This is a genomic window from Agromyces sp. NPDC052230, from assembly GCF_040679595.1.
Classification (GTDB): Bacteria; Actinomycetota; Actinomycetes; order Actinomycetales; family Microbacteriaceae; genus Agromyces.
Genome location: NZ_JBFAVC010000007.1, coordinates 155,744 through 175,249, shown reverse-complemented (window position 1 = coordinate 175,249; position 19,506 = coordinate 155,744). Strand labels below are relative to the sequence as shown.

Sequence of the window (19,506 nt, the reverse complement as noted above, 5' to 3'; positions counted from 1 at the left end):
ACTCGTGGTGATGCACCAGAACCAGCCCCGACCCCTGTGGGCTGGGCGCACGCTCGCCCTGATCGGCATCGTGCTCGTCGCATTCAACCTCCGCACGGCCGTGGCCTCGCTCTCGCCGATCATCGTGCAGCTCGAGCGGGATGTCCCGCTCTCGCCGGTGGTCGTGGGCCTGCTCGGCATGCTGCCGCCGCTCTGCTTCGCCGTCTTCGGCATCGTCACGCCGGCGATCGCGAAGCGTGCGGGTCTCGAGATCGCGCTCATCGGTTCGCTCGCGGCGCTCGCCGTCGGCCTCGCTGGACGCGGGTTCGCGGGCGACGCCCTGTGGCTCGTGGCCGCCAGCGCGCTCACGTTCGCGGCGCTCGGCGTCGGCAACGTGCTGCTGCCGCCGCTCGTCAAGCGCTACTTCCCCGACCGTATCGGCCTCGTGACCACGCTCTACGTCACCGCCATGTCGGTGAGCTCGTTCATGCCCCCGCTCATCGCGGTGCCGGTGGCGGATGCCGCGGGCTGGCGCGTCTCGCTCGGCCTCTGGGCGGTCGTGGCCGCCGCCGCGCTGCTGCCGTGGCTCGCGCTCCTCGTGCATCCGCGCCGGCAGGCCGCCGACGTGCTGCTCGAAGGCGTCGCGCCCGGCCTGCTGCGCTTCGCACTGCGTTCGCCGCTCGCGTGGGCGGTCACGATCCTGTTCATGGTGTCGGGCTTCAACGCGTACGCCCTGTTCGCCTGGCTGCCGTCGATTCTGGGCGACATCGCGGGCACGTCACCCGCCGAGTCGGGCGCGTTGCTGTCGCTGTTCGCGGCCATGGGCCTTCCGGCCGGCCTGGTGGTGCCGATCATCGCGGCGCGCCACGGGCGCGTCCGGCTCCTCGTGGGCATCGCGTCGGTGACGCTCGTGGTTGGCTATGCGGGCCTCATCATCGCCCCGACCTTCGCGACGTGGCTCTGGGTGGCGATCGTGGGCATCGGTCCGCTGCTGTTCCCGCTCTCACTCGTGCTCATCAACCTGCGCACGCGCACCCATGAGGGCTCGGTGGCGCTCTCTGGGTTCGTGCAGTCGGTCGGCTACCTGATGGTCGCGGTCGGTCCGCTCGCCGTGGGCCTGCTGCACGATGCGACCGGCGGATGGCTCTGGCCGCTCCTGTTCCTCCTGGGCTCGGCGGTGCCGGCCGCGATCGCCGGCCTCGTCGCATCGCGGCCACGGTACCTCGAGGACGAATTCGCCGAGGCCTGAACGGGCGGCGTCAGGTGAGGAACTCGGGCCGATGCACGAGCGCCGCGGCGCCGATGAGCGGCCCCTCGTCGGACAGGCCCGACGGCACGATCTGCACGCGAGACACGAAGGGGAACGCCGCACGCTCGGCGACGGCCGCACGGGCATGCTCGAAGAGCGCGGGGGAGACGCGCGAGAACCCGCCGCCGATCGCGACGACATCGAGGTCGAGCAGGTTCGCGGCCGACGCGATGGCGTGGCCGATGGCGGTGCCGGCCCTGGCGACGGCCGCCACGGCGGTGGGATCGCCCGCGGCGTGGGCGTCGGCGAGCTCCTCGCCGGTCTCGCCGGTGAAGCCCTGCGTCCTCGCCCACGCCACGGTGCGCGGCCCCGAGGCGACGGCCTCGAGGCATCCGCGCCCACCGCACGCGCAGGCGTCGTCGAAGCCGCCCACCTCGACGTGGCCGATGTGGCCGCCGTTGCCCGTCGGGCTCGAGGCGGCGCGACCGCCGAGCACGAGACCGCCGCCGACGCCCGTCGACACGATCATGCCGAGGAGGTTGGAGACACCCTGCCCGGCGCCCACCCAGTGCTCGGCGAGCGCGATGCAGAGCCCGTCGATGCGGAGGGTCACGGGCGCCTCTGGGACGAGTTCGGCGACGGATGCCGCGAGCGGGTGATCGCGCCACGCCGGCACGTTGAGCGGCGACACGAGTCCGTGCTCGGCGTCGACGGGACCGGCGGCACCGATGCCGACCCCCGTGAGCGGGGCGTCGTCGGGCACGGACTTCAGCGCGTGGGCGACGACCTCGCGCACGGCGGCACCGAGGTCGATGCTCGAGGCGGAGGCACCGGTCGGCCGGCGGTGTCGGGAGCCGGCGAGGAGTTGACCGCGATCGTCGACGAGTGCGGCCTCGACCTTGGTGCCACCGAAGTCGACCGCGAGCGCGAGTGCCCGTTGCATGGGCACCAGCATAGGCGCGCGGCATCCGTGCCCGGTCTGCTCATATGAGCAGCACTGCCCGCGTGTGTTGCCGATGCGCACCGCGCTGCCTACGCTGGTGAGCGAGCGGAAGGATGCGTGTGGACGAGGTCGACGAGCTGCTCTCGATTCGGGCGGCCGAGCTCTACTACGAGGAGAACAAGACGCAGGACGAGATCGGGCAGGCACTCCGCCTCACCCGGTGGAAGGTCGGTCGTCTCCTCGCACAGGCGAAGCAGCGCGGATTCATCCGCATCGAGATCCTGCACCCACGCGCCCGGCGGCTGCCCATCGAGCGGCGTCTCCGTGAGGAGCGCGGGCTCGACGATGCGATCGTGGTCTCCCACGCGGGAGTGCAGTCGCCCGAGGAGCTGCAGGAGCGAACGGCGCAGGCCGCCGCCGACTACCTCACTGCGCTGCGGCCGGTGCCGCGCACGCTCGGCGTCAGCTGGGGCCGCACCCTCTTCGAGATCTCCCAGCACCTCCGCAACGGCTGGGCCACGGGCGTCAACGTCGTGCAGATCAACGGCGGGGTGAGCCTGAACCGGCGACCGGGAACCGCGGCCGCGACCGCGGTGGGCATCGCGCAGAAGGGCGGCGGCAGCGCCACGCTCCTGCCGAGCCCGGCCATCCTCGAACAGCTCGCCACCAAGGAGGCCATCGAGTCCGACCGCGTCGTCGCGGGCGTCATCGAACTCGCCCGATCGTCCGACGCCTACCTGTTCAGCGCCGGCGCCGCAGACCACAACTCGGTGCACGTCGAGAGCGGCTACCTCTCGACGGCCGACGTCGACGTGCTCGTGCAGAAGGGTGCCGTCGGCGACGTCGTCGGCCGGTACATCGACTCCGACGGCAACATCGTCGACCCGGCGCTCGACGCACGCACCGTTGGACTCACGCTCGACGAGTTGCGCGCCGCGCCGCTCGGCATCGCGGTCGTCGCCGGCACCGCCAAGCACGCCGTCGCCGACGCGGTCGTGCGCAGCCGCCTCTGCTCGGTGCTCGTCACCGACGAGGCCACCGCCCTCCACCTCCTCGACGGCTGAACGCGCCGCAACGGCGCGCCAGCACAACACGGAAAGCCAGGTCACCCACCATGTCAGGCACCTCCCTCGTCACCGCCCGGGAGCGCGCGCTCGCCGTGCTCGGGGGTGAACCCGACGACGCCACGCTCCGGCGCTACCTGCACGGCATCGCCGGCGTCGACGCCGTGGGGCTCGAGCAGCGAGCCGCCGCGCTCGGCACCCGCTCGATCAAGACGACCTCGAAGCAGTGGGCGCTCGACCGCATCATCTCGCTCATCGACCTCACGACGCTCGAGGGCGCCGATACGCCGGGCAAGGTGCGGTCGCTCGTCGCGAAGGCCCTGAATCCCGATCCGGCGGATGCCACGACGCCGCGCGTCGCGGCCGTCTGCGTGTACGGCGACATGGTGCCCTCGGCCATCGACGCGCTGGGAGCCGCGCACGGCGACCCCGACGACGGCGGCATCGCGGTGGCGGCGGTCGCCACGGCGTTCCCGTCGGGGCGGGCGTCACTCGACATCAAGCTCGCCGACACGGCCGAGGCCGTTGCGGCGGGGGCCGACGAGATCGACATGGTCATCGACCGTGGCGCCTTCCTGGCCGGGCGGTACGGCCTGGTGTTCGACCAGATCGCCGCCGTGAAGGAGGCCTGCCGCCGGTCGGACGGCACGAGCGCGTCGCTCAAGGTGATCCTCGAGACCGGCGAGCTCGTGACGTACGACAACGTGCGGCGGGCGTCGTGGCTCTCGATCCTCGCGGGCGGCGACTTCATCAAGACCTCCACCGGCAAGGTGCAGCCCGCGGCCACGCTTCCCGTGACGCTCCTCATGCTCGAGGTCGTGCGCGACTGGCACCTGTTGACCGGCCAGCGCATCGGCGTGAAGCCCGCTGGCGGCATCCGCGCCTCGAAGGACGCCATCAAGTACCTCGTCACCGTCGCCGAGACGGCCGGCGAGGAATGGCTCCAGCCGCACCTGTTCCGGTTCGGCGCGTCGAGCCTGCTCAACGACGTGCTGCTGCAACGCCAGAAGCTCACGTCGGGGCATTACTCCGGCGCCGACTACGTGACGATCGACTGAATCTCGGTACGGCCTTCGGCCTACTCGATCACCGAACCACACGCATCCAATCGAACATCGAACCGAAAGGTTCCAGGCATCATGAGCTTCCTCGAATACGCACCGGCCCCCGAGTCGCGGGCGATCCTGTCGCTGCGAGACCACTACGGACTCTTCATCGACGGCGAGTTCGTCGACGGCCGGGGCACGCCGTTCCAGACCATCTCACCCGCGACCGAGGAGCACCTCGCGACCATCGCGAACGCGAACGCCGCCGACGTCGATGACGCGGTCGCCGCCGCACGCCGGGCCTACGCCAATGTGTGGTCCCGGATGCCGGGCCGCGACCGCGGCAAGTACCTCTTCCGCATCGCCCGGCTCGTGCAGGAGCGCGCCCGCGAGCTCGCGGTGGCCGAGTCGCTCGACAACGGCAAGCCCATCAAGGAGTCGCGCGACGTCGACGTGCCGCTCGTGGCGGCCTGGTTCTTCTACTACGCGGGCTGGGCCGACAAGCTCGACCACGCGGGCCTCGGCGCCGACCCGCGGGCGCTCGGCGTCGCGGCCCAGGTGATCCCGTGGAACTTCCCGCTGCTCATGCTCGCCTGGAAGATCGCACCGGCACTCGCCGCCGGCAACACCGTGGTGCTGAAGCCGGCCGAGACGACCCCGCTCAGCGCGCTCATCTTCGCCGAGATCCTGCAGCAGGCCGACCTGCCCCCGGGCGTCGTGAACATCATCACGGGCGCCGGCGACACCGGGGCCGCGCTCGTCGCCCATGAGGGTGTCGACAAGGTGGCCTTCACGGGATCCACCGCCGTGGGGCGGGCGATCGCCAGGCAGGTGGCCGGCACGAACAAGAAGGTCACGCTCGAACTCGGTGGCAAGGCCGCGAACATCGTGTTCGACGACGCACCCATCGACCAGGCGATCGAGGGCATCGTCAACGGCATCTTCTTCAACCAGGGGCACGTGTGCTGCGCGGGCTCGCGCCTGCTCGTTCAGGAGAACATCCATGACGAGGTCGTCGAGCGCCTGAAGCTACGTCTCTCGACCCTGCGACTCGGTGACCCGCTCGACAAGAACACCGACATCGGTGCGATCAACTCGAAGGAGCAGCTCGAGCGCATCCACGAGCTCTCCGAGATCGGCGTGGCCGAGGGGGCCGACCGCTGGAGCGCGCCGTGCGAGATCCCCGAGAACGGGTTCTGGTACGCGCCGACGATCTTCACCAACGTGCAGACCTCGAGCCGCATCGCGCGCGACGAGATCTTCGGCCCCGTGCTCTCGGTGCTGACCTTCCGCACTCCGGCCGAGGCGATCGCGAAGGCGAACAACACGCCGTACGGCCTCTCGGCCGGCATCTGGACCGACAAGGGCAGCCGCATCCTCGCCGTCGCCGACCAGTTGCGCGCGGGCGTCGTCTGGGCCAACACGTTCAACCGCTTCGACCCGTCGAGCCCGTTCGGCGGCTACAAGGAGTCGGGCTACGGCCGCGAGGGCGGCCGACACGGGCTGGCCGCCTACCTGAAGCCGGCGACCGCCGTCGCCGGTCGGGGAGTGACGCAACGTCGTCTCGAGGCCGGTGCGGCCGGTGCATCCACCGATGCCGAGGCGCCCGCGAAGCGGCCGGCTCGATCACCGCGCATCAAGAGGAAGGGAGCCGCGAAGTGAGCCGCCTCGTCGTACCGAAGACGTACAAGCTCTACATCGGCGGGGCCTTCCCGCGCAGCGAGTCCGGACGTACCTACGAGGTCGTCTCGGCGTCAGGAGCGTTCCTCGCGAACGCCGCGAAGGCGTCGCGCAAGGATGCCCGCGACGCCGTGGTGGCCGCGCGCGCGGCCGTCGCGGGCTGGGGCGGCGCGACCGCCTACAACCGCGGCCAGGTGCTCTACCGCATCGCCGAGCTCCTCGAGGGGCGTCGGGCGCAGTTCATCGCCGAGATCGAGGAAGCCGAGGGCGTCACCCGCGCCGTCGCGACCGCCCAGGTCGACGAGGCGATCGACCGCTGGGTCTGGTATGCGGGCTGGGCCGACAAGTTCGCGCAGGTCGCCGGCAACGCCAACCCCGTCGCCGGTCCGTACTTCAACATCTCGGTGCCCGAGCCCACGGGCGTCGTCGCCGTCATCGTGCCGCAGGACTCGTCGCTCCTGGGCTTCGTCTCGGCGGTCGCTCCGGCGCTCGTCGCAGGCAACGCGGTGGTCGCAGTCGCGAGCGAGCGCTTCCCGCTCTCGGCCATCAGCCTCGCCGAGGTGCTCGCCACGAGCGACGTTCCCAAGGGCGTGGTCAACGTGCTCACGGGCTCGCCCGCCGAGATCGCGCCGTGGCTCGCGAGTCACGCCGACGTGAACGCGCTCGATCTCGTGGGCGCCGGCGACCTCGACTGGATCTCGCTCGAGGTCGATGCGGCCGACACCCTGAAGCGGGTGCTCCGGCCCGAGCAGGGACCGGATGCCGCAGCACCGACACTCGACCGCATCGGCGCGTTCACCGAGACCAAGACGGTCTGGCACACGAAGAGCCTGCGGTAGGGCCGCATGTCCGGACGCAACGGGGCCTCGGACGAGCGGGGACGATTGGTGTCGGACCCGTTCGACTATCGCGTCACCAAGCAGGGCGGGCTCATCGTCTCGCGCGGCGGACGCACGGTGATGACCATCGGCGGGCACACCGCGGCGAGACTCGTCGCGACGCTGCAACGCGCGGACGATTCACAGGTGCAACACCTCCTCGCGCGCGCCAGCGGCAATTATCGTCGAGGGAACGAACGGTCCTGACGCAGGCGGCCGTCGGTCGAGGGGGTGCGGCGTGCGGGTGCTCGTGACGGGTGCGACCGGCTACATCGGCGGGCGGCTGGTTCCGCGCCTCATCGAGACGGGCCACGACGTGCGCGTCCTGGTACGCCGGCCCGAACGCCTGCGAGACGTGCCGTGGGCGGGGGAGGTCGAGATCGTCGAAGGCGATCTCGCGCACGCGGCATCCGTCGACGGCGCGATGGCGGGGATCGAGGTCGTCTACTACCTCGTGCACTCCATGGGCGGGCGCGGCGACTTCGAGTCGATGGAGCTCGCCATCGCGCGCAACGTCGCCGGGGCGGCGCGGCGTCATGGCGCCCGTCGCATCGTGTATCTCGGCGGGCTGCACCCCGAGGGTGCGCAGCTGTCTCGGCACCTGCGTTCCCGGGCGAAGGTCGGCGAGATCCTCCTCGCGTCGGGGGTGCCCACCGTCGTGCTGCAGGCCGGGGTCATCATCGGGTCGGGTTCGACGTCGTTCGAGATGATCCGCCACCTCACCGAGGTCCTTCCGTACATGCCGGCCCCGCGTTGGGTGCGCAACTTCATCCAGCCGATCGCCGTGCGCGACGTGCTGCACTACCTCGTGCATGCTGCCGACCTCCCCGCCGAGGTGAACCGCGCCTTCGACATCGGTGGGCCCGACGTGCACCGGTACGGACAGCTCATGAACGGCTACGCCGTCGAGGCCGGGCTCCGGCAACGCCCGATCGCCGCGCTGCCGGTGCTCACCCCGTGGCTCGCGGGCCAGTGGGTGAACCTCGTCACGCCGATCCCGCGCCGGCTCGCCGTACCCATCATCGAGTCGCTGCAGTTCGACTGCGTGGTGCACGACCATGACATCGACGGGGTCATCCCGCCGCCCGCCGGGGGGCTCCTGCCGTACCGCGCCGCCGTGCGGCTCGCGCTCGATCGCGAGCGGGCGGGCGACGTCGAGACGAGCTGGCGCAATGCCGAGGTCGCCGGCGCGCCGAGCGACCCCCTGCCGAGCGACCCCGAGTGGGCGGGCCACACCGTCCACGTCGATGAACGCGTCCGTCGCTCGGCGGCTTCAGCGGCCGCCCTCTGGCGGGTCATCGAGGGCGTGGGCGGCGAGAACGGCTGGTACTCGTTCCCGCTCGCATGGGCGCTGCGCGGCTGGATCGACAAGATGACCGGGGGAGTGGGCCTGCGTCGGGGCCGACGGGATCCCGAGGTGCTCCACGTCGGCGATGCCGTCGACTTCTGGCGCGTCGAGGCGATCGAGCGGGGAAGCTTCCTGCGCCTGCGTGCCGAGATGCGCGTGCCCGGTCGCGCGTGGCTGGAACTCTCGGCCATCGATTCACCGGGCGGCGGGTCGGTGTACCGCCAGCGCGCGGTGTTCTTCCCGAAGGGACTCGCGGGCCGGCTCTACTGGTGGGCCATCGCGCCGTTCCACGGCATCATCTTCGCCGGCATGGCGAATCGCATCACCGCCGAGGCGGAGGCGGGACACGCTCACGGCATCCCGAGGTAACGAAACGGTAACGGTCTTGCTAGAGTGACGTGCACCGATCGCGCAACGTCGCTCGTTCGGTGGAAAGGCCGAACCCGTGCTCGACCGGCTCTCGCACCCGCCCCGACGTGCCGTGCGCATCGCCTGCGCGCTGGTCGGCACCACGGTGATCGCGACGCTCCTGTTCATCGCGACGACTCCGACCACCGCCTCGGCCGTGGACGTGTTCGGGGCGCTTCGCCTCCCGGGCGATCCGGCCTTCATCGTGGGCCACCGCGGCGACCGATCGCAGGCCCCCGAGAACACCATGCCCGCACTCGAGCGGGCCATGGACGACCTCGACTTCGTCGAGACCGACGTGCAGCTGAGCCGCGACGGCGTGCCCGTGCTCTTCCACGACCCGAGCCTCGAGCGCGTGACGGGCGACCGGCGCAGCGTCGCCGAACTCGACCTCGCCGCCCTCCGGCGCCTCGACGTCGGCGCCTGGTACGACGCCGCCCACGCCGGCGAGCGGATGCCGACGCTCGACGAGTTCCTCGCGGAACTTGCTCGACGCGAGACCGCTCGGGCGCTCGTCGAACTGAAGGCCGACTGGCGCATCGAGGAGGTGCGCCGGGTCGTCGACCTCGTGGAACGCCACGGGCTCCGCGGCCGGGTGGTGCTGCAGAGCTTCAGCCTCGAGACGCTCTTCGCCATCCAGCAGGTTTCGCCCACGACGCCGCGCATCATGCTCATCCGCGAACTGCCCGCGGAGCCCGTCGCGCTCGCCGAGCGACTCGGCGTCATCGGATTCGGCACGACCGCGGCATCCGTCACCGCCGTGCCCGGCGCGCTCGAGGCACTGCACGAGGCGGGCATCGCGGTGCTCTGCTACACGCTGAACACGCACGAGACGTGGCAGGAGGTGAGCGCGCTCGGCATCGACGGCATCATCACCGACCAGCCGAGCGAACTCGACCAGTGGCTCGCGGTCACCGCGCCCGGAACGTGATCGCGTCAGTCGACGTCGATGCCGAGCCGATCGGCGGCGCCCCGGAACTCGTCGTGCATGTGCGCCGAGAACAGCACGAACCGCACGAGGGCAGGCGCGCGTTCGGCGACGGATGCCGCTTCGAGCGCGACCGTTGCGGCATCGTCGGCGGGCCATCCATAGACGCCCGCCGAGATGGCGGGCACCGCGACGGAGGTCGCGCCGAGCTCGACGGCCAGGTCGAGCGAGTTGCGATAGGCGTTCGCGAGGAGCATCCGCCGTTCGTCGGCCTCGGGCCCTGCGCCCGGCCATACCGGCCCGACGGTGTGGATGACCCATCGCGCCGACAGCCGACCGGCGTGCGTGGCGACCGCCTCGCCGGTGGGAAGGCCGTCGGGGTGGGTCGTCGCACGCAGCCTGCGGCACTCGTCGAGGATCGCGGGCCCACCGGCCCGGTGGATCGCGCCGTCGACGCCACCCCCGCCGAGGAGGCTCGAATTCGCGGCGTTCACGATCGCGTCGACGTGCTCGCGCGTGATGTCGCCCGTGACGATCTGGATGCGCCGCATGCGACGGCTCACCCGCGATTGTTGGAGAGCTCGAAGATGCGCAGCAGTTCGACGACGGCGGCGTCGCGCTCGTCGCCCCCCTCCTCGTACATGTCGGTGACGTGGGTGCGCAGGTGGTTCTCGACGAGCAGCTTGTTCAGCGACCCGAGCGACTTCTGCACGGCCAGCGACAGCGTGATGATATCGACGCAGTAGTCTTCGTTCTCGATCATCTTCTCGATGCCGCGCAGTTGGCCCTCGATGATCTTCGTGCGGTGCAGGGCGCGCTTCTTGATGTCGTCGATCACCCATTCAGGATACCGCCTTCCGCTAGATACCCATGGCGGTATTCCAAAGGAGCGCGGGACGCTAGCGTGGGGGCATGGTCAGTGCCCCGCTCCGCGCCGCCCTCGCATTCGTCACGCTCGCACTCGCGATGGGGCCCGCCGCGGCGGCATCCGCTGCCCCGACGACGGCCGAGCCCGTGGCATCCGTCACCGTGCTGCCCGCCGGACCCGATGACTTCACGTTCGCATCCTTCGACGCCGTCTACGAACTCCGTCGCGACGAGAATCGGCGCTCGGTGCTCGACACCACCGAGACGCTCGTGGCCGTCTTCCCCGATTTCGACCAGAACCGCGGCATCCGGCGTGCGATCCCGCTGCGCTACCAGGGGCATCCGACCGACATCCGCGTCGAGTCCGTGACCGACGGCGCGGGGAACGCCCGCGACTTCGAGGTGGAGCGCGACGAGGAGGGCGAGTTCCTGCTCGTCACCGTGCGCGCCGACGACTACGTGCACGGCGAGCAGACCTACGTCATCAGCTACCGGCAGCACAACGTCACCCTCGAAGCCGACGACGCCGACGTCGACGAGTTCTACTGGGACGTGAACGGCACCGGCTGGGCCCAGCCGTTCGGCCGCGTACGAGCCGAGCTGCGGATGTCGGAGGCGGTTGCCGAGGGGCTGACCGGCGCCGTCTCGTGCTACCGAGGCTGGGAGGGATCCTCGACGCCGTGCGAGTCGATCGCGACCGCCGAGTCCTTCCCGCCGGTGATCACCGCGGAGGCCGCGGGCCTCGGCCCGTACGAGAACCTCACGATCGCGGTCGGCTTCGACCCGGCCACGTTCGAACCTCGCGACGACTCGTTCGCTTCCTCGCCGGCGGCGATCACGGGTGCCGTGGGCGCGGCGGGCGCGGTCGCCGCCATGATCTGGGCGATCGTGCTGCGCCTCACGCGCTGGCGCGACCACCCCGGTCGCGGCACGATCATCGCGCAGTACGAGCCGCCGCCCATCAGCGCCATGGCCTCATCGGAACTCGTCGGTCAGCCGGGCAAGGGCGTGACGGCGACCATCCTCGAGCGTGCGGTCGAGGGGGAGCTGCGCATCGTCGAGACCGGGCGCAAGCGTTACGCGGTGGAGTACGTCGGTGGCCCGGCCGGCGACGACGACGCCCGATCGGTCGTCTCGGCCCTGTACGACGGCTTCCCGACGCCCGGCGAGAGCCGCGACCTGAAGACGCGTGACACCACCCTCGGCAAGCGACTGCTCGCCATCCGCCAGCAGGTGAAGAAGGACGTCGTGGCCAGGGGCCTCCGGCGCCGGCCCGACCTCGGCCGTCGAGTGCTGCTCGCGATCGGCTCAGGTGCGTTCGCGGCACTCAGCGTCGTGTTCGGGATCATCGCCCTCGATGACGCGAGGGGCGGCCCGTGGCCCGCCCTGCTCTTCATCGTCGCGATCGGCGCGGCCGTGGTGACGCTCATCGCGGTCGCCGACGTGCGGCCGCTCACCGAGACCGGTCGCGAACTGCGCGACCACCTGGAGGGGCTTCAGCTCTACATCCGGCTCGCCGAGGCCGATCGCCTGCGCGTGCTGCAGAGCCCGAGCGGCGCCATGCGGGTGGATCGCCCGGGTGCGACGGCGACCCTCGATCCGGCCGTGGTGCTGAAGCTCAACGAGCGGCTCCTACCCTACGCGGTCCTGTTCGGCCTGGAGCGCGAGTGGAGTCGTGAGCTGGCGACCCTCTACGAGCAGCGCGGCGAGAACCCCTCGTGGTACTCCGGGCGTGACGGCTTCAACGCCGGCGTGTTCGCGGCATCCGTCTCGTCGTTCTCGTCGGCCTCGAGCTCGTCGTGGTCGGGATCGAGCTCGAGCTCGTCGTCGAGCGGCTCGGGTGGTGGCGGCTCGTCAGGCGGCGGCGGTGGCGGCGGCGGAGGCGGCGGCGTCTGACGCGGCGGCGACTGACGCCGCCCGGGGAATGCGCTTCGCGCTCAATCCTCTTCGGCCGGCACCGCGGGCTCGTCGGGAAGCGGCACCCGGCGCTCCTCGTCGATGCCGGGCACCTCGTCCTGGAGACTGTCGTCGAGCGTGCGCTCGTCGTCCTCGAACGCGAGTTCCTGCTCCTCGAACTCCGTGTCCTGCGCGACCGTGAATTCGTCGTCTTCGGGCGTGACGTCCGCCCCCGCGAGCTCGTCCATGCCTGAAGCATAGGCCGACTCGCATCCGTCCGCACCGTGCCCACGGCGACCGTCACCGCGGAGGCCGCAGAACCGCTAGAATGGCAGGGCGCCCGACGAATCCGTTCTTCGGCCGACCACGTGAGCTCCGCTCACGTGCTGCTCGGTTCGGGATTCGGCGTACCGCGAGCGAGGGCATCCCCGATGCCCCGAGCGGTCCGGCCACCGTGAACCGGTGCAGGGGGCGCTCGGCAGTAGGCCAGAAACGGGAGGACCATGGCCCAGCAGACGAGGCAGCGTCAGCGCACGCGATCGCGCGACGACGACGCGCCCATCATCCCGATCCTCGCGCGCAAGGTGCGCGAGGTGGAGACGAAGGCCCAGAAGGGCAAGCTCGGCCCCACCAACCGCACGAAATTCCAGGTGATCGCGCTCCTCATGCGCGAGGAGCGCGCTCGCGTGAAGGCCGACCCCGAGCTCGCCGATGCCGGCCGCGCCGAGCTCCTCAAGCGCCTCGACGGCATCGCGCAGATCCTCGCGAAGACCGCAGCCCGCGACACGAGCCTCATCTCGCTCCTCGAGCCCGATGCCTCGATCTCCACGGTCGCGCAGCGCTTCCGCCGCGACTGGCTGCTCGAATCGGGCGCCGAACTCAGCCCCGATGAGCTGATCATCACGCGCGAGCCGATCATGGCGCCCGAGCTCGCCGAGAATCAGGTGATCCCGGCATCCGTCCGCGCGCGGCAGCTCGCGAACCCGTTCCTCGCGCCCGACTTCACCCGGTCGGCCGCGCCCGTCGTGCCCGTGCGCCGACTCGCCAACTGGGAGCTGCTCGGCCCGCTGTTCAAGTCGTTCGAGCTCGGCTCCGGTGGCCAGGCTGCCACGATGGAGCTGCCCGAGGCGCCCGTCGTCGACCGGCTCTCCCCGCGCGGCCTCGAGCTCATGAAGCACCAGTCGCGCTTCATCGAGTCCGCCCGGCTCGGCCACCGCACGTTCCTCCTCGCCGACGAGCCCGGACTCGGGAAGACCGCACAGTCGGTGCTCGCGGCATCCGTCGCCGACGCCTACCCCCTGCTCGCCGTCGTGCCGAACGTCGTGAAGATGAACTGGGCGCGCGAGGTGGAACGGTGGACCCCGCACCGCCGGGCCACCGTGATCCACGGCGACGGCGACTCCCTCGACGCGTTCGCCGACGTGGTGGTCGTGAACTACGACGTGCTCGATCGTCACATGGCGTGGCTCTCGACGCTCGGCTTCCGGGGCATGGTCGTCGACGAGGCGCACTTCATCAAGAACCTGCAGTCGCAGCGCTCGCGCAACGTGCTCGCGCTCGCCGACCGGATTCGCAGCACCGCTCCCGGCGGCAACCCGCTGCTGCTCGCACTGACCGGAACGCCACTCATCAACGACGTCGACGACTTCCGCGCGATCTGGCAGTTCCTCGGCTGGATCGACGGCGACAAGCCGTCACCCGACCTGCTCGGCAAGCTCGAGGAGACCGGCCTCACGCCTGCCGACCTCGGGTTCTACGCCGAGGCGAGGCGCATCGTGATCGACCTCGGCATCGTGCGCCGACGCAAGGTCGACGTGGCCGCCGACCTGCCGGCCAAGCGCATCGCCGACCTCCCCGTGGAGCTCGACGACGAACTCGGCCGTTCGGTGCGTGCCGCGGAGCGCGAGCTCGGCAACCGCCTCGTCGGCCGATTCCGCGCACTCGTGGAGTCGCGGAACCTCCGCATCGGCAACCTCGATGACGACCTGCGCGATCAGTTCATCCGAGCCGTCGCCCGGGGCGAGCTCGAGGAGTCGAAGTCGGCGAAGTCGGGCGAGAACGTCTTCACGATGGTGCGCAAGATCGGCCAGGCGAAAGCCGGACTCGCGGCCGACTACGCCGCGCAGCTCGCGCGATCGGTGGGCAAGGTCGTCTTCTTCGCCAAGCACATCGACGTCATGGACCAGGCCGAGGCCGCGCTCGCCGCGCGAGACCTGCGCACCGTCTCGCTTCGGGGCGATCAGACCGCGCTGCAGCGCCAGGCCGCGATCGACGCGTTCAACAAGGATCCCGAGGTCGCCGTCGCCGTCTGCTCGCTCACCGCGGCGGGCGTCGGCGTGAACCTCCAGGCCGCCTCGAACGTGGTGCTCGCCGAGCTCAGCTGGACCGCCGCCGAGCAGACGCAGGCGATCGACCGCGTGCACCGCATCGGGCAGGATGAGCCCGTGACGGCATGGCGCATCATCGCCGCGCACACCATCGACGCGCGCATTGCGGAGCTCATCGACTCCAAGCAGGGCCTCGCGGCCCGAGCCCTCGACGGCAGCGACGTCGAGCCCGGCTCGGCCGACTCGGTGCAGCTCGACGCACTGCAGCACGTGCTGCGTGCTGCGCTCGACGGCACGCTGTAGGCCCCGGAACCGAGCGGTCCTCGGCAACGCTATAGACTGCCGCAGTCGAATCGCCCCGAGGACGTGGCCTCCGGCACCCATGTTCGAGTCGAGCACCTTGGAGACGTCCACACCATGAAGATCGGGATTCTGACGAGCGGCGGCGACTGCCCCGGCCTCAACGCGGTCATCCGCGGCGCCGTGCTGAAGGGCGTCATCTCGTACGACACCGAGTTCGTCGGATTCCGGTGGGGGTGGAAGGGCGTCGTCGAGGGCGACCTCATGCCGATCACGCGCCACGACGTGCGTGGGCTCTCGAAGCAGGGCGGCACCATCCTCGGCTCGAGCCGGACCAACCCGTTCGAGGGCGAGCACGGCGGCCCTGAGAACATCCAGCGGATGCTCGACGAGAACGGCATCGACGCGATCATCGCGATCGGCGGCGAGGGCACGCTCGCAGCGGCGCAGCGGCTCACCGACGCCGGCCTCAAGATCATCGGCGTGCCGAAGACGATCGACAACGACCTCGCCGCCACCGACTACTCATTCGGCTTCGATACGGCCGTCGAGATCGCGACCGAGGCGATCGACCGGCTCCGCACCACGGCCGAGTCGCACAACCGGGCCATGGTGCTCGAGGTGATGGGCCGCCACGTCGGCTGGATCGCCCTGCACTCCGGCATGGCCGGCGGCGCCCACGCGATCCTCATCCCCGAGCAGCCCATGGGGATCGACGAGATCTGCCACTACGTCGACTCGGTGCGCGCGCGCGGTCGCGCGCCCCTCATCGTCGTGGCCGAGGGCTTCAAGCTCGACACGATGGAGGAGGCGCACTCGCACCTCGGGCTCGACGCGTTCAACCGGCCGCGCCTCGGCGGCATCGCCGAGAAGCTCGCCCCGATGATCGAGGAGCGCACGGGCTTCGAGTCGCGGCACACCGTGCTCGGCCACATCCAGCGCGGCGGCGCCCCGAGTGCGTACGATCGCGTGCTCGCGACGCGCCTCGGCATGCACGCCGTCGACGCGGTCTACGACGGGGCGTGGGGTTCGATGGTCACGCTCCGCGGCACCGACATCGAAAGGGTCTCGATCGCCGAGGCCGTGGGCAGCCTCAACCGCGTGCCGCAGCACCGGTACGACGAGGCCAAGATCCTCTTCGGCTGATCGACCGACGAGCTCAGGGACCACGGATGCCGCTGCCCCAGGTCTGCGTCTGCTACCTCCTGCGCGAACACGCGGGCCGCACCGAGGTGCTCCTCGGACGCAAGAAGAAGGGCCTCGGCACGGGCTACTTCGTGGGACTCGGCGGCAAGCTCGAGCCGGGAGAGTCCGCCGTGGACGCGGCGGTGCGCGAGGTGCTCGAGGAGTCGGGGCTCGTGGTCGCGGCATCCGACCTCGAACCACGTGGCCTCCTCACGTACCACTTCCCGCATCGCCTGCCATGGAGCCAGGAGTCGAGCGTCTTCGTGTGCCGCACCTGGACGGGCGATCCGCGCGGGTCCGACGAGCTGGATCCCGAGTGGTTCCCGCTCGACCGGGTGCCGTACACCGAGATGTGGGACGACGCCCAGCGGTGGCTCCCGAGCGTGCTCGCCGGGGCATCCGTGCGGCGTACCTTCGTGTTCGGAGCAGACCTCGCCACCGTGGTGGAGGAGCGGGAGTCGGTCGCGTAGTATCGTGCGGGAAGCACGGCGATCGCCGATTCTGCAACCACGTCCCCTGAACATCCGGTGAATATCAAGCACCGATCCAGAGAAGGTCGCCGGTGGATCTCACCCTCATCGTCGTGCTGGTCGTCGCACTGGCCCTCTTCTTCGACTTCACGAACGGGTTCCACGACACGGCCAACGCCATGGCGACGCCCATCGCGACCGGCGCGCTCCGGCCGAAGGTGGCCGTCGGGCTCGCCGCGATCCTCAACCTGATCGGGGCGTTCCTGTCGACCGAGGTGGCCAAGACCATCTCGGGCGGCATCATCCGCGAGGGCGACGACGGGGTGTTCATCACCCCCGAGCTGATCTTCGCTGGCCTCATCGGCGCCATCGTCTGGAACATGGTGACGTGGCTCCTGGGCCTGCCCTCGTCGTCGAGCCACGCCCTGTTCGGCGGCCTCATCGGCGCCGCCCTCGTCGGCTTCGGCCTCCAGGCCATCGACTTCTCGGTCGTGATGTCGAAGGTGATCCTGCCGGCGCTGCTCGCCCCGCTCACGGCCGGGCTCGTGGCCTTCGCCGCCACGAAGCTGGCGTATGCCATCACGCGTCGCTACGACGGCAAGCCCGACGGACGCGACGGGTTCCGATACGCGCAGATCTTCTCGAGCTCGCTCGTGGCCCTCGCGCACGGCACCAACGACGCGCAGAAGACCATGGGCGTCATCACCCTCACGTTCATCTCGGTGAACCTGCAGCCCGCCGGCACGGGGCCGCAGTTCTGGGTCGTGGTGGTCTGCGCCATCGCGATCGCGCTCGGCACGTACATGGGCGGATGGCGCATCATCAAGACCCTTGGCACCGGGCTCACCGACGTGAAGCCGGCCCAGGGATTCGCCGCCGAGACCGCGACCGCCGCGACGATCCTCGCGTCGAGCCACCTCGGCTTCGCCCTGTCGACCACGCAGGTCGCGTCGGGGTCGGTCATCGGCTCGGGCCTCGGTCGCCGGGGGTCGAAGGTGCGCTGGCGCACCGCCGGCCGCATCGGCATCGGATGGCTCATGACGCTTCCCGCGGCGGGTGCGGTCGGTGCCCTCGCCGCCCTCGTCGCCCACCTCGGCATCGCCGGCATCGTGGTGGACGCGATCGCGGGCGTCGTCATCATCACCGGACTCTTCCTGTGGTCGCGCCGCAACGAGATCTCGCACCGGAACGTCCTGAGCGAGGTCGCCGTGTCGGGCCGTGCCGTGAAGATCAAGCGCAACCCCAAGCCCAAGCGGAAGGTGACGCCGTGATCGACTGGTTCTCCTTCCTCATCGTCCTCGTTGCGGCGCTGACCGGCGCCGCTGTGATCGTCGCCTCCTTCTCGCTCGGCATCCGGCTCATCACCGCCTCCGGTCGCACCCCGGTCGTGACACCCGCTGAATTCACGGACGCCATCACGGTCGTCTCTCCCGCGGAGGCCGCGGCCGCCGCCAAGCGCGCCGCGAAGGCCGCGAAGAAGAACCCGCTCACCGCGGGCCAGAAGCGCGCAGCGCTCGTCGGCGCCTGGGCGTGCTTCGCCGTGAGCGGTGTCGCCGTGCTCTTCGGCATCTACCTCATCGTCCCGGCGCTGCACCGCTGACATCGCGCGATCGTCCGGGGTACGGATGCGGATGCGCGCCCACCCCGCGACTCGGGGGATAGCCCCATACCGAGCGGCCACGTGGCATCCGTACCGTGGAATCACATCCACGAACAGGAGAGAAACCCCATGACCACCGCAACCCCCACCCAGCCGCAGGCGCCGTTCGGCGAGCCGAACCCCTACGCGGCACCCGCTGCGCCCGCGGAGGAGTCGCGCGGGTTCAGCATCTCGAGCCTCGTGCTCGGGCTCGTGTCGATCATCGCGAGCTCCACGTTCTTCGTGCCGGCCGCCGGCCTCGTGCTCGGCATCATGGCGCTGAAGCGGGAGCCCGCGTCACGCACCATGGCGATCTGGGGCATCGTGCTCAACGCCGTCATGCTCGCCGGCGCCGTGCTGGTGACGTTCGGTGCGCTCGTCTTCGGACTCGCGATGCTGCCGTTCCTGCCGTTCGCGTTTCTCTGATCGCGCTCGGCTGGCCGCCGAAACGGGCCGCGCCTCCTCGGGGGCGCGGCCCGTTCGGGCGTGGCGACGACGACGACGGCGACGGATGCCGCAGCCCCGAGCTCGTGCGTCAGGCGTAGAAGCCGCGCAGCAGCGCCTCGGTGCCCTCGATGTGCTCCGCCATCGCGACGGCGGCGTCGTCGGGGTTCCCGCGCAGGATCGCACCGACGATCGCCCGGTGCTGCTCGTCGGAGTGGGCGATGTTCGGGGCGAGCAGGGGGATCCCGTCGAGCAGTTCGTTCACCCGCATGCGCACGTCGGCGACGAGGGGGATGAGGCTCGGCGCCCCGATGACCTCGGCGATGAGCAGGTGCAGCCGCGAATCGGCCATGCGGTACTGCGCTCCCTGCGCGGACCGGCACTCCTCGTACGCCTGCCAGAGGCGCTCGCGGTCGGCCGCGCTGAGCTCGCGCTCGGCGGCGCGACGTGCGGTGCCGACCTCGAGCACGGCCCGCAACGCGAGGGTGTCCTCGAGGAGCGCGGTCGCGGCGAGCCGGTCGCCGGCGTCCATCGAGCGGGGCGGCGGCGAGGGCAGCTGCTCCGAGATGAACGTGCCGCCGTTGCGGCCGCGCCGGGACACCACCCATCCGGCCTCCGCGAGCGAGGCGAGCGCCTCGCGCAGCGTGTCCCGGCTCACCTGGAGCATCCCCGCGAGTTCGCGTTCGGGCGGGAGCCGCTCGCCCGGCCCGATGAGCCCGAGCCGGATCGACTGCAACAGGCGCTGCACGGTCTCTTCGAACGCGTTCGCGGGGCGTGCGGGGGTCAACAGGAGGCCGGCGCTCAGCACCTCGCCCGCGGCATCCGCCGGCCCGTCCTCCCCCCGCCGCCCCATGG

Annotated in this window: 20 protein-coding genes; 15 read left to right on the top strand and 5 right to left on the bottom strand. The window is 70.8% G+C overall.

All coding sequences use genetic code 11. The features are described from left to right. The first annotated feature begins 10 nt into the window (after positions 1-10). Complete coding sequence (locus AB0K73_RS16150) at positions 11-1,228, top strand: MFS transporter (RefSeq protein ID WP_360515016.1); 1,218 nt, start codon at positions 11-13, stop codon at positions 1,226-1,228. Between the two features lie 10 nt (positions 1,229-1,238). Here AB0K73_RS16150 and AB0K73_RS16145 read toward each other — a convergent pair whose 3' ends face one another. Then, on the bottom strand, positions 1,239-2,171 hold the full coding sequence (locus tag AB0K73_RS16145) for an ROK family protein (protein WP_360515019.1): 933 nt from the start codon (positions 2,169-2,171) through the stop codon (positions 1,239-1,241). Positions 2,172-2,284: 113 nt separating this feature from the next. Here AB0K73_RS16145 and AB0K73_RS16140 point away from each other — a divergent pair, with 113 nt between their 5' ends. The 7 genes from AB0K73_RS16140 to AB0K73_RS16110 all read left to right on the top strand — a co-directional run bounded on the left by AB0K73_RS16140 (position 2,285) and on the right by AB0K73_RS16110 (position 9,526). Continuing rightward, entirely contained in the window at positions 2,285-3,235 is a 951-nt protein-coding gene (locus AB0K73_RS16140; protein WP_360515022.1) for a sugar-binding domain-containing protein, read from the top strand. Between the two features lie 50 nt (positions 3,236-3,285). Next, the gene (deoC, locus tag AB0K73_RS16135; protein WP_360515026.1) at positions 3,286-4,293 is read left to right on the top strand and encodes a deoxyribose-phosphate aldolase; all 1,008 of its coding nucleotides are present in this window, start codon (positions 3,286-3,288) and stop codon (positions 4,291-4,293) included. 81 nt (positions 4,294-4,374) lie between these two features. After that, positions 4,375-5,943 carry an aldehyde dehydrogenase family protein gene (locus AB0K73_RS16130; RefSeq protein WP_360515029.1) on the top strand — a complete coding sequence of 523 codons (1,569 nt, stop codon included), beginning with the start codon at positions 4,375-4,377 and terminating at the stop codon, positions 5,941-5,943. Further along, complete coding sequence (locus AB0K73_RS16125; protein WP_360515032.1) at positions 5,940-6,800, top strand: aldehyde dehydrogenase family protein; 861 nt, start codon at positions 5,940-5,942, stop codon at positions 6,798-6,800. Before AB0K73_RS16130 ends, AB0K73_RS16125 begins: the two co-directional genes overlap by 4 nt. 48 nt (positions 6,801-6,848) lie before the next feature. Next, the gene (locus AB0K73_RS16120; RefSeq protein ID WP_360515035.1) at positions 6,849-7,046 is read left to right on the top strand and encodes a hypothetical protein; all 198 of its coding nucleotides are present in this window, start codon (positions 6,849-6,851) and stop codon (positions 7,044-7,046) included. A gap of 31 nt (positions 7,047-7,077) precedes the next feature. Beyond that, the gene (locus AB0K73_RS16115) at positions 7,078-8,556 is read left to right on the top strand and encodes an SDR family oxidoreductase (RefSeq protein WP_360515038.1); all 1,479 of its coding nucleotides are present in this window, start codon (positions 7,078-7,080) and stop codon (positions 8,554-8,556) included. Positions 8,557-8,632: 76 nt separating this feature from the next. Then, positions 8,633-9,526, top strand: a complete 894-nt coding sequence (locus AB0K73_RS16110) for a glycerophosphodiester phosphodiesterase family protein (protein WP_360515041.1) — start codon at positions 8,633-8,635, stop codon at positions 9,524-9,526. Positions 9,527-9,531: 5 nt separating this feature from the next. On the opposite strand, the gene AB0K73_RS16105 is transcribed toward AB0K73_RS16110, so the two are convergent. Both AB0K73_RS16105 and AB0K73_RS16100 read right to left on the bottom strand, forming a co-directional pair. After that, positions 9,532-10,074: an O-acetyl-ADP-ribose deacetylase gene (locus AB0K73_RS16105; protein ID WP_360515506.1), complete on the bottom strand. Its 543-nt coding sequence runs from the start codon at positions 10,072-10,074 to the stop codon at positions 9,532-9,534. Positions 10,075-10,082: 8 nt separating this feature from the next. Then, on the bottom strand, positions 10,083-10,361 hold the full coding sequence (locus tag AB0K73_RS16100) for a metal-sensitive transcriptional regulator (RefSeq protein WP_360515044.1): 279 nt from the start codon (positions 10,359-10,361) through the stop codon (positions 10,083-10,085). A gap of 74 nt (positions 10,362-10,435) precedes the next feature. Here AB0K73_RS16100 and AB0K73_RS16095 point away from each other — a divergent pair, with 74 nt between their 5' ends. Then, positions 10,436-12,286, top strand: a complete 1,851-nt coding sequence (locus tag AB0K73_RS16095; RefSeq protein ID WP_360515047.1) for a DUF2207 domain-containing protein — start codon at positions 10,436-10,438, stop codon at positions 12,284-12,286. Positions 12,287-12,327: 41 nt separating this feature from the next. Here the strand turns inward: AB0K73_RS16095 and AB0K73_RS16090 are convergent, their stop codons facing one another. Beyond that, positions 12,328-12,534, bottom strand: coding sequence for a hypothetical protein (locus AB0K73_RS16090; protein ID WP_360515050.1), 207 nt, complete (start codon positions 12,532-12,534; stop codon positions 12,328-12,330). 255 nt (positions 12,535-12,789) lie between these two features. Between AB0K73_RS16090 and AB0K73_RS16085 the strand changes: the two genes are divergently transcribed. From AB0K73_RS16085 to AB0K73_RS16060, 6 genes are all read left to right on the top strand, one after another. Next, complete coding sequence (locus tag AB0K73_RS16085; protein ID WP_360515053.1) at positions 12,790-14,916, top strand: DEAD/DEAH box helicase; 2,127 nt, start codon at positions 12,790-12,792, stop codon at positions 14,914-14,916. 114 nt (positions 14,917-15,030) lie between these two features. Further along, on the top strand, positions 15,031-16,059 hold the full coding sequence (locus tag AB0K73_RS16080; RefSeq protein WP_360515056.1) for a 6-phosphofructokinase: 1,029 nt from the start codon (positions 15,031-15,033) through the stop codon (positions 16,057-16,059). A 26-nt stretch (positions 16,060-16,085) separates the two neighbouring features. After that, the gene (locus AB0K73_RS16075; protein ID WP_360515059.1) at positions 16,086-16,568 is read left to right on the top strand and encodes an 8-oxo-dGTP diphosphatase; all 483 of its coding nucleotides are present in this window, start codon (positions 16,086-16,088) and stop codon (positions 16,566-16,568) included. Positions 16,569-16,660: 92 nt separating this feature from the next. Continuing rightward, complete coding sequence (locus tag AB0K73_RS16070; protein ID WP_360515062.1) at positions 16,661-17,839, top strand: inorganic phosphate transporter; 1,179 nt, start codon at positions 16,661-16,663, stop codon at positions 17,837-17,839. Next, entirely contained in the window at positions 17,836-18,168 is a 333-nt protein-coding gene (locus AB0K73_RS16065; protein ID WP_360515065.1) for a peptidase, read from the top strand. The genes AB0K73_RS16070 and AB0K73_RS16065 overlap by 4 nt, the downstream gene beginning before the upstream one ends. 129 nt (positions 18,169-18,297) lie before the next feature. Next, the gene (locus tag AB0K73_RS16060) at positions 18,298-18,633 is read left to right on the top strand and encodes a hypothetical protein (RefSeq protein WP_360515068.1); all 336 of its coding nucleotides are present in this window, start codon (positions 18,298-18,300) and stop codon (positions 18,631-18,633) included. 109 nt (positions 18,634-18,742) lie between these two features. Here AB0K73_RS16060 and AB0K73_RS16055 read toward each other — a convergent pair whose 3' ends face one another. Next, positions 18,743-19,504, bottom strand: a complete 762-nt coding sequence (locus tag AB0K73_RS16055; RefSeq protein WP_360515071.1) for a GntR family transcriptional regulator — start codon at positions 19,502-19,504, stop codon at positions 18,743-18,745. Positions 19,505-19,506: the final 2 nt, after the last annotated feature.

What these genes read in the sequence shown, in the direction of transcription:
- AB0K73_RS16085 (WP_360515053.1), top strand. Translation starts at nt 12,790, where the DNA reads ATGGCCCAGCAGACGAGGCAGCGTCAGCGCACGCGATCGCGCGACGAC.
- AB0K73_RS16140 (WP_360515022.1), top strand. Translation starts at nt 2,285, where the DNA reads ATGCGTGTGGACGAGGTCGACGAGCTGCTCTCGATTCGGGCGGCCGAG.
- deoC (WP_360515026.1), top strand. Translation starts at nt 3,286, where the DNA reads ATGTCAGGCACCTCCCTCGTCACCGCCCGGGAGCGCGCGCTCGCCGTG.
- AB0K73_RS16080 (WP_360515056.1), top strand. Translation starts at nt 15,031, where the DNA reads ATGAAGATCGGGATTCTGACGAGCGGCGGCGACTGCCCCGGCCTCAAC.
- AB0K73_RS16075 (WP_360515059.1), top strand. Translation starts at nt 16,086, where the DNA reads ATGCCGCTGCCCCAGGTCTGCGTCTGCTACCTCCTGCGCGAACACGCG.
- AB0K73_RS16060 (WP_360515068.1), top strand. Translation starts at nt 18,298, where the DNA reads ATGACCACCGCAACCCCCACCCAGCCGCAGGCGCCGTTCGGCGAGCCG.
- AB0K73_RS16105 (WP_360515506.1), bottom strand. Translation starts at nt 10,074, where the DNA reads ATGCGGCGCATCCAGATCGTCACGGGCGACATCACGCGCGAGCACGTC.
- AB0K73_RS16055 (WP_360515071.1), bottom strand. Translation starts at nt 19,504, where the DNA reads ATGGGGCGGCGGGGGGAGGACGGGCCGGCGGATGCCGCGGGCGAGGTG.
- AB0K73_RS16095 (WP_360515047.1), top strand. Translation starts at nt 10,436, where the DNA reads ATGGTCAGTGCCCCGCTCCGCGCCGCCCTCGCATTCGTCACGCTCGCA.
- AB0K73_RS16145 (WP_360515019.1), bottom strand. Translation starts at nt 2,171, where the DNA reads ATGCAACGGGCACTCGCGCTCGCGGTCGACTTCGGTGGCACCAAGGTC.
- AB0K73_RS16090 (WP_360515050.1), bottom strand. Translation starts at nt 12,534, where the DNA reads ATGGACGAGCTCGCGGGGGCGGACGTCACGCCCGAAGACGACGAATTC.
- AB0K73_RS16150 (WP_360515016.1), top strand. Translation starts at nt 11, where the DNA reads ATGCACCAGAACCAGCCCCGACCCCTGTGGGCTGGGCGCACGCTCGCC.
- AB0K73_RS16130 (WP_360515029.1), top strand. Translation starts at nt 4,375, where the DNA reads ATGAGCTTCCTCGAATACGCACCGGCCCCCGAGTCGCGGGCGATCCTG.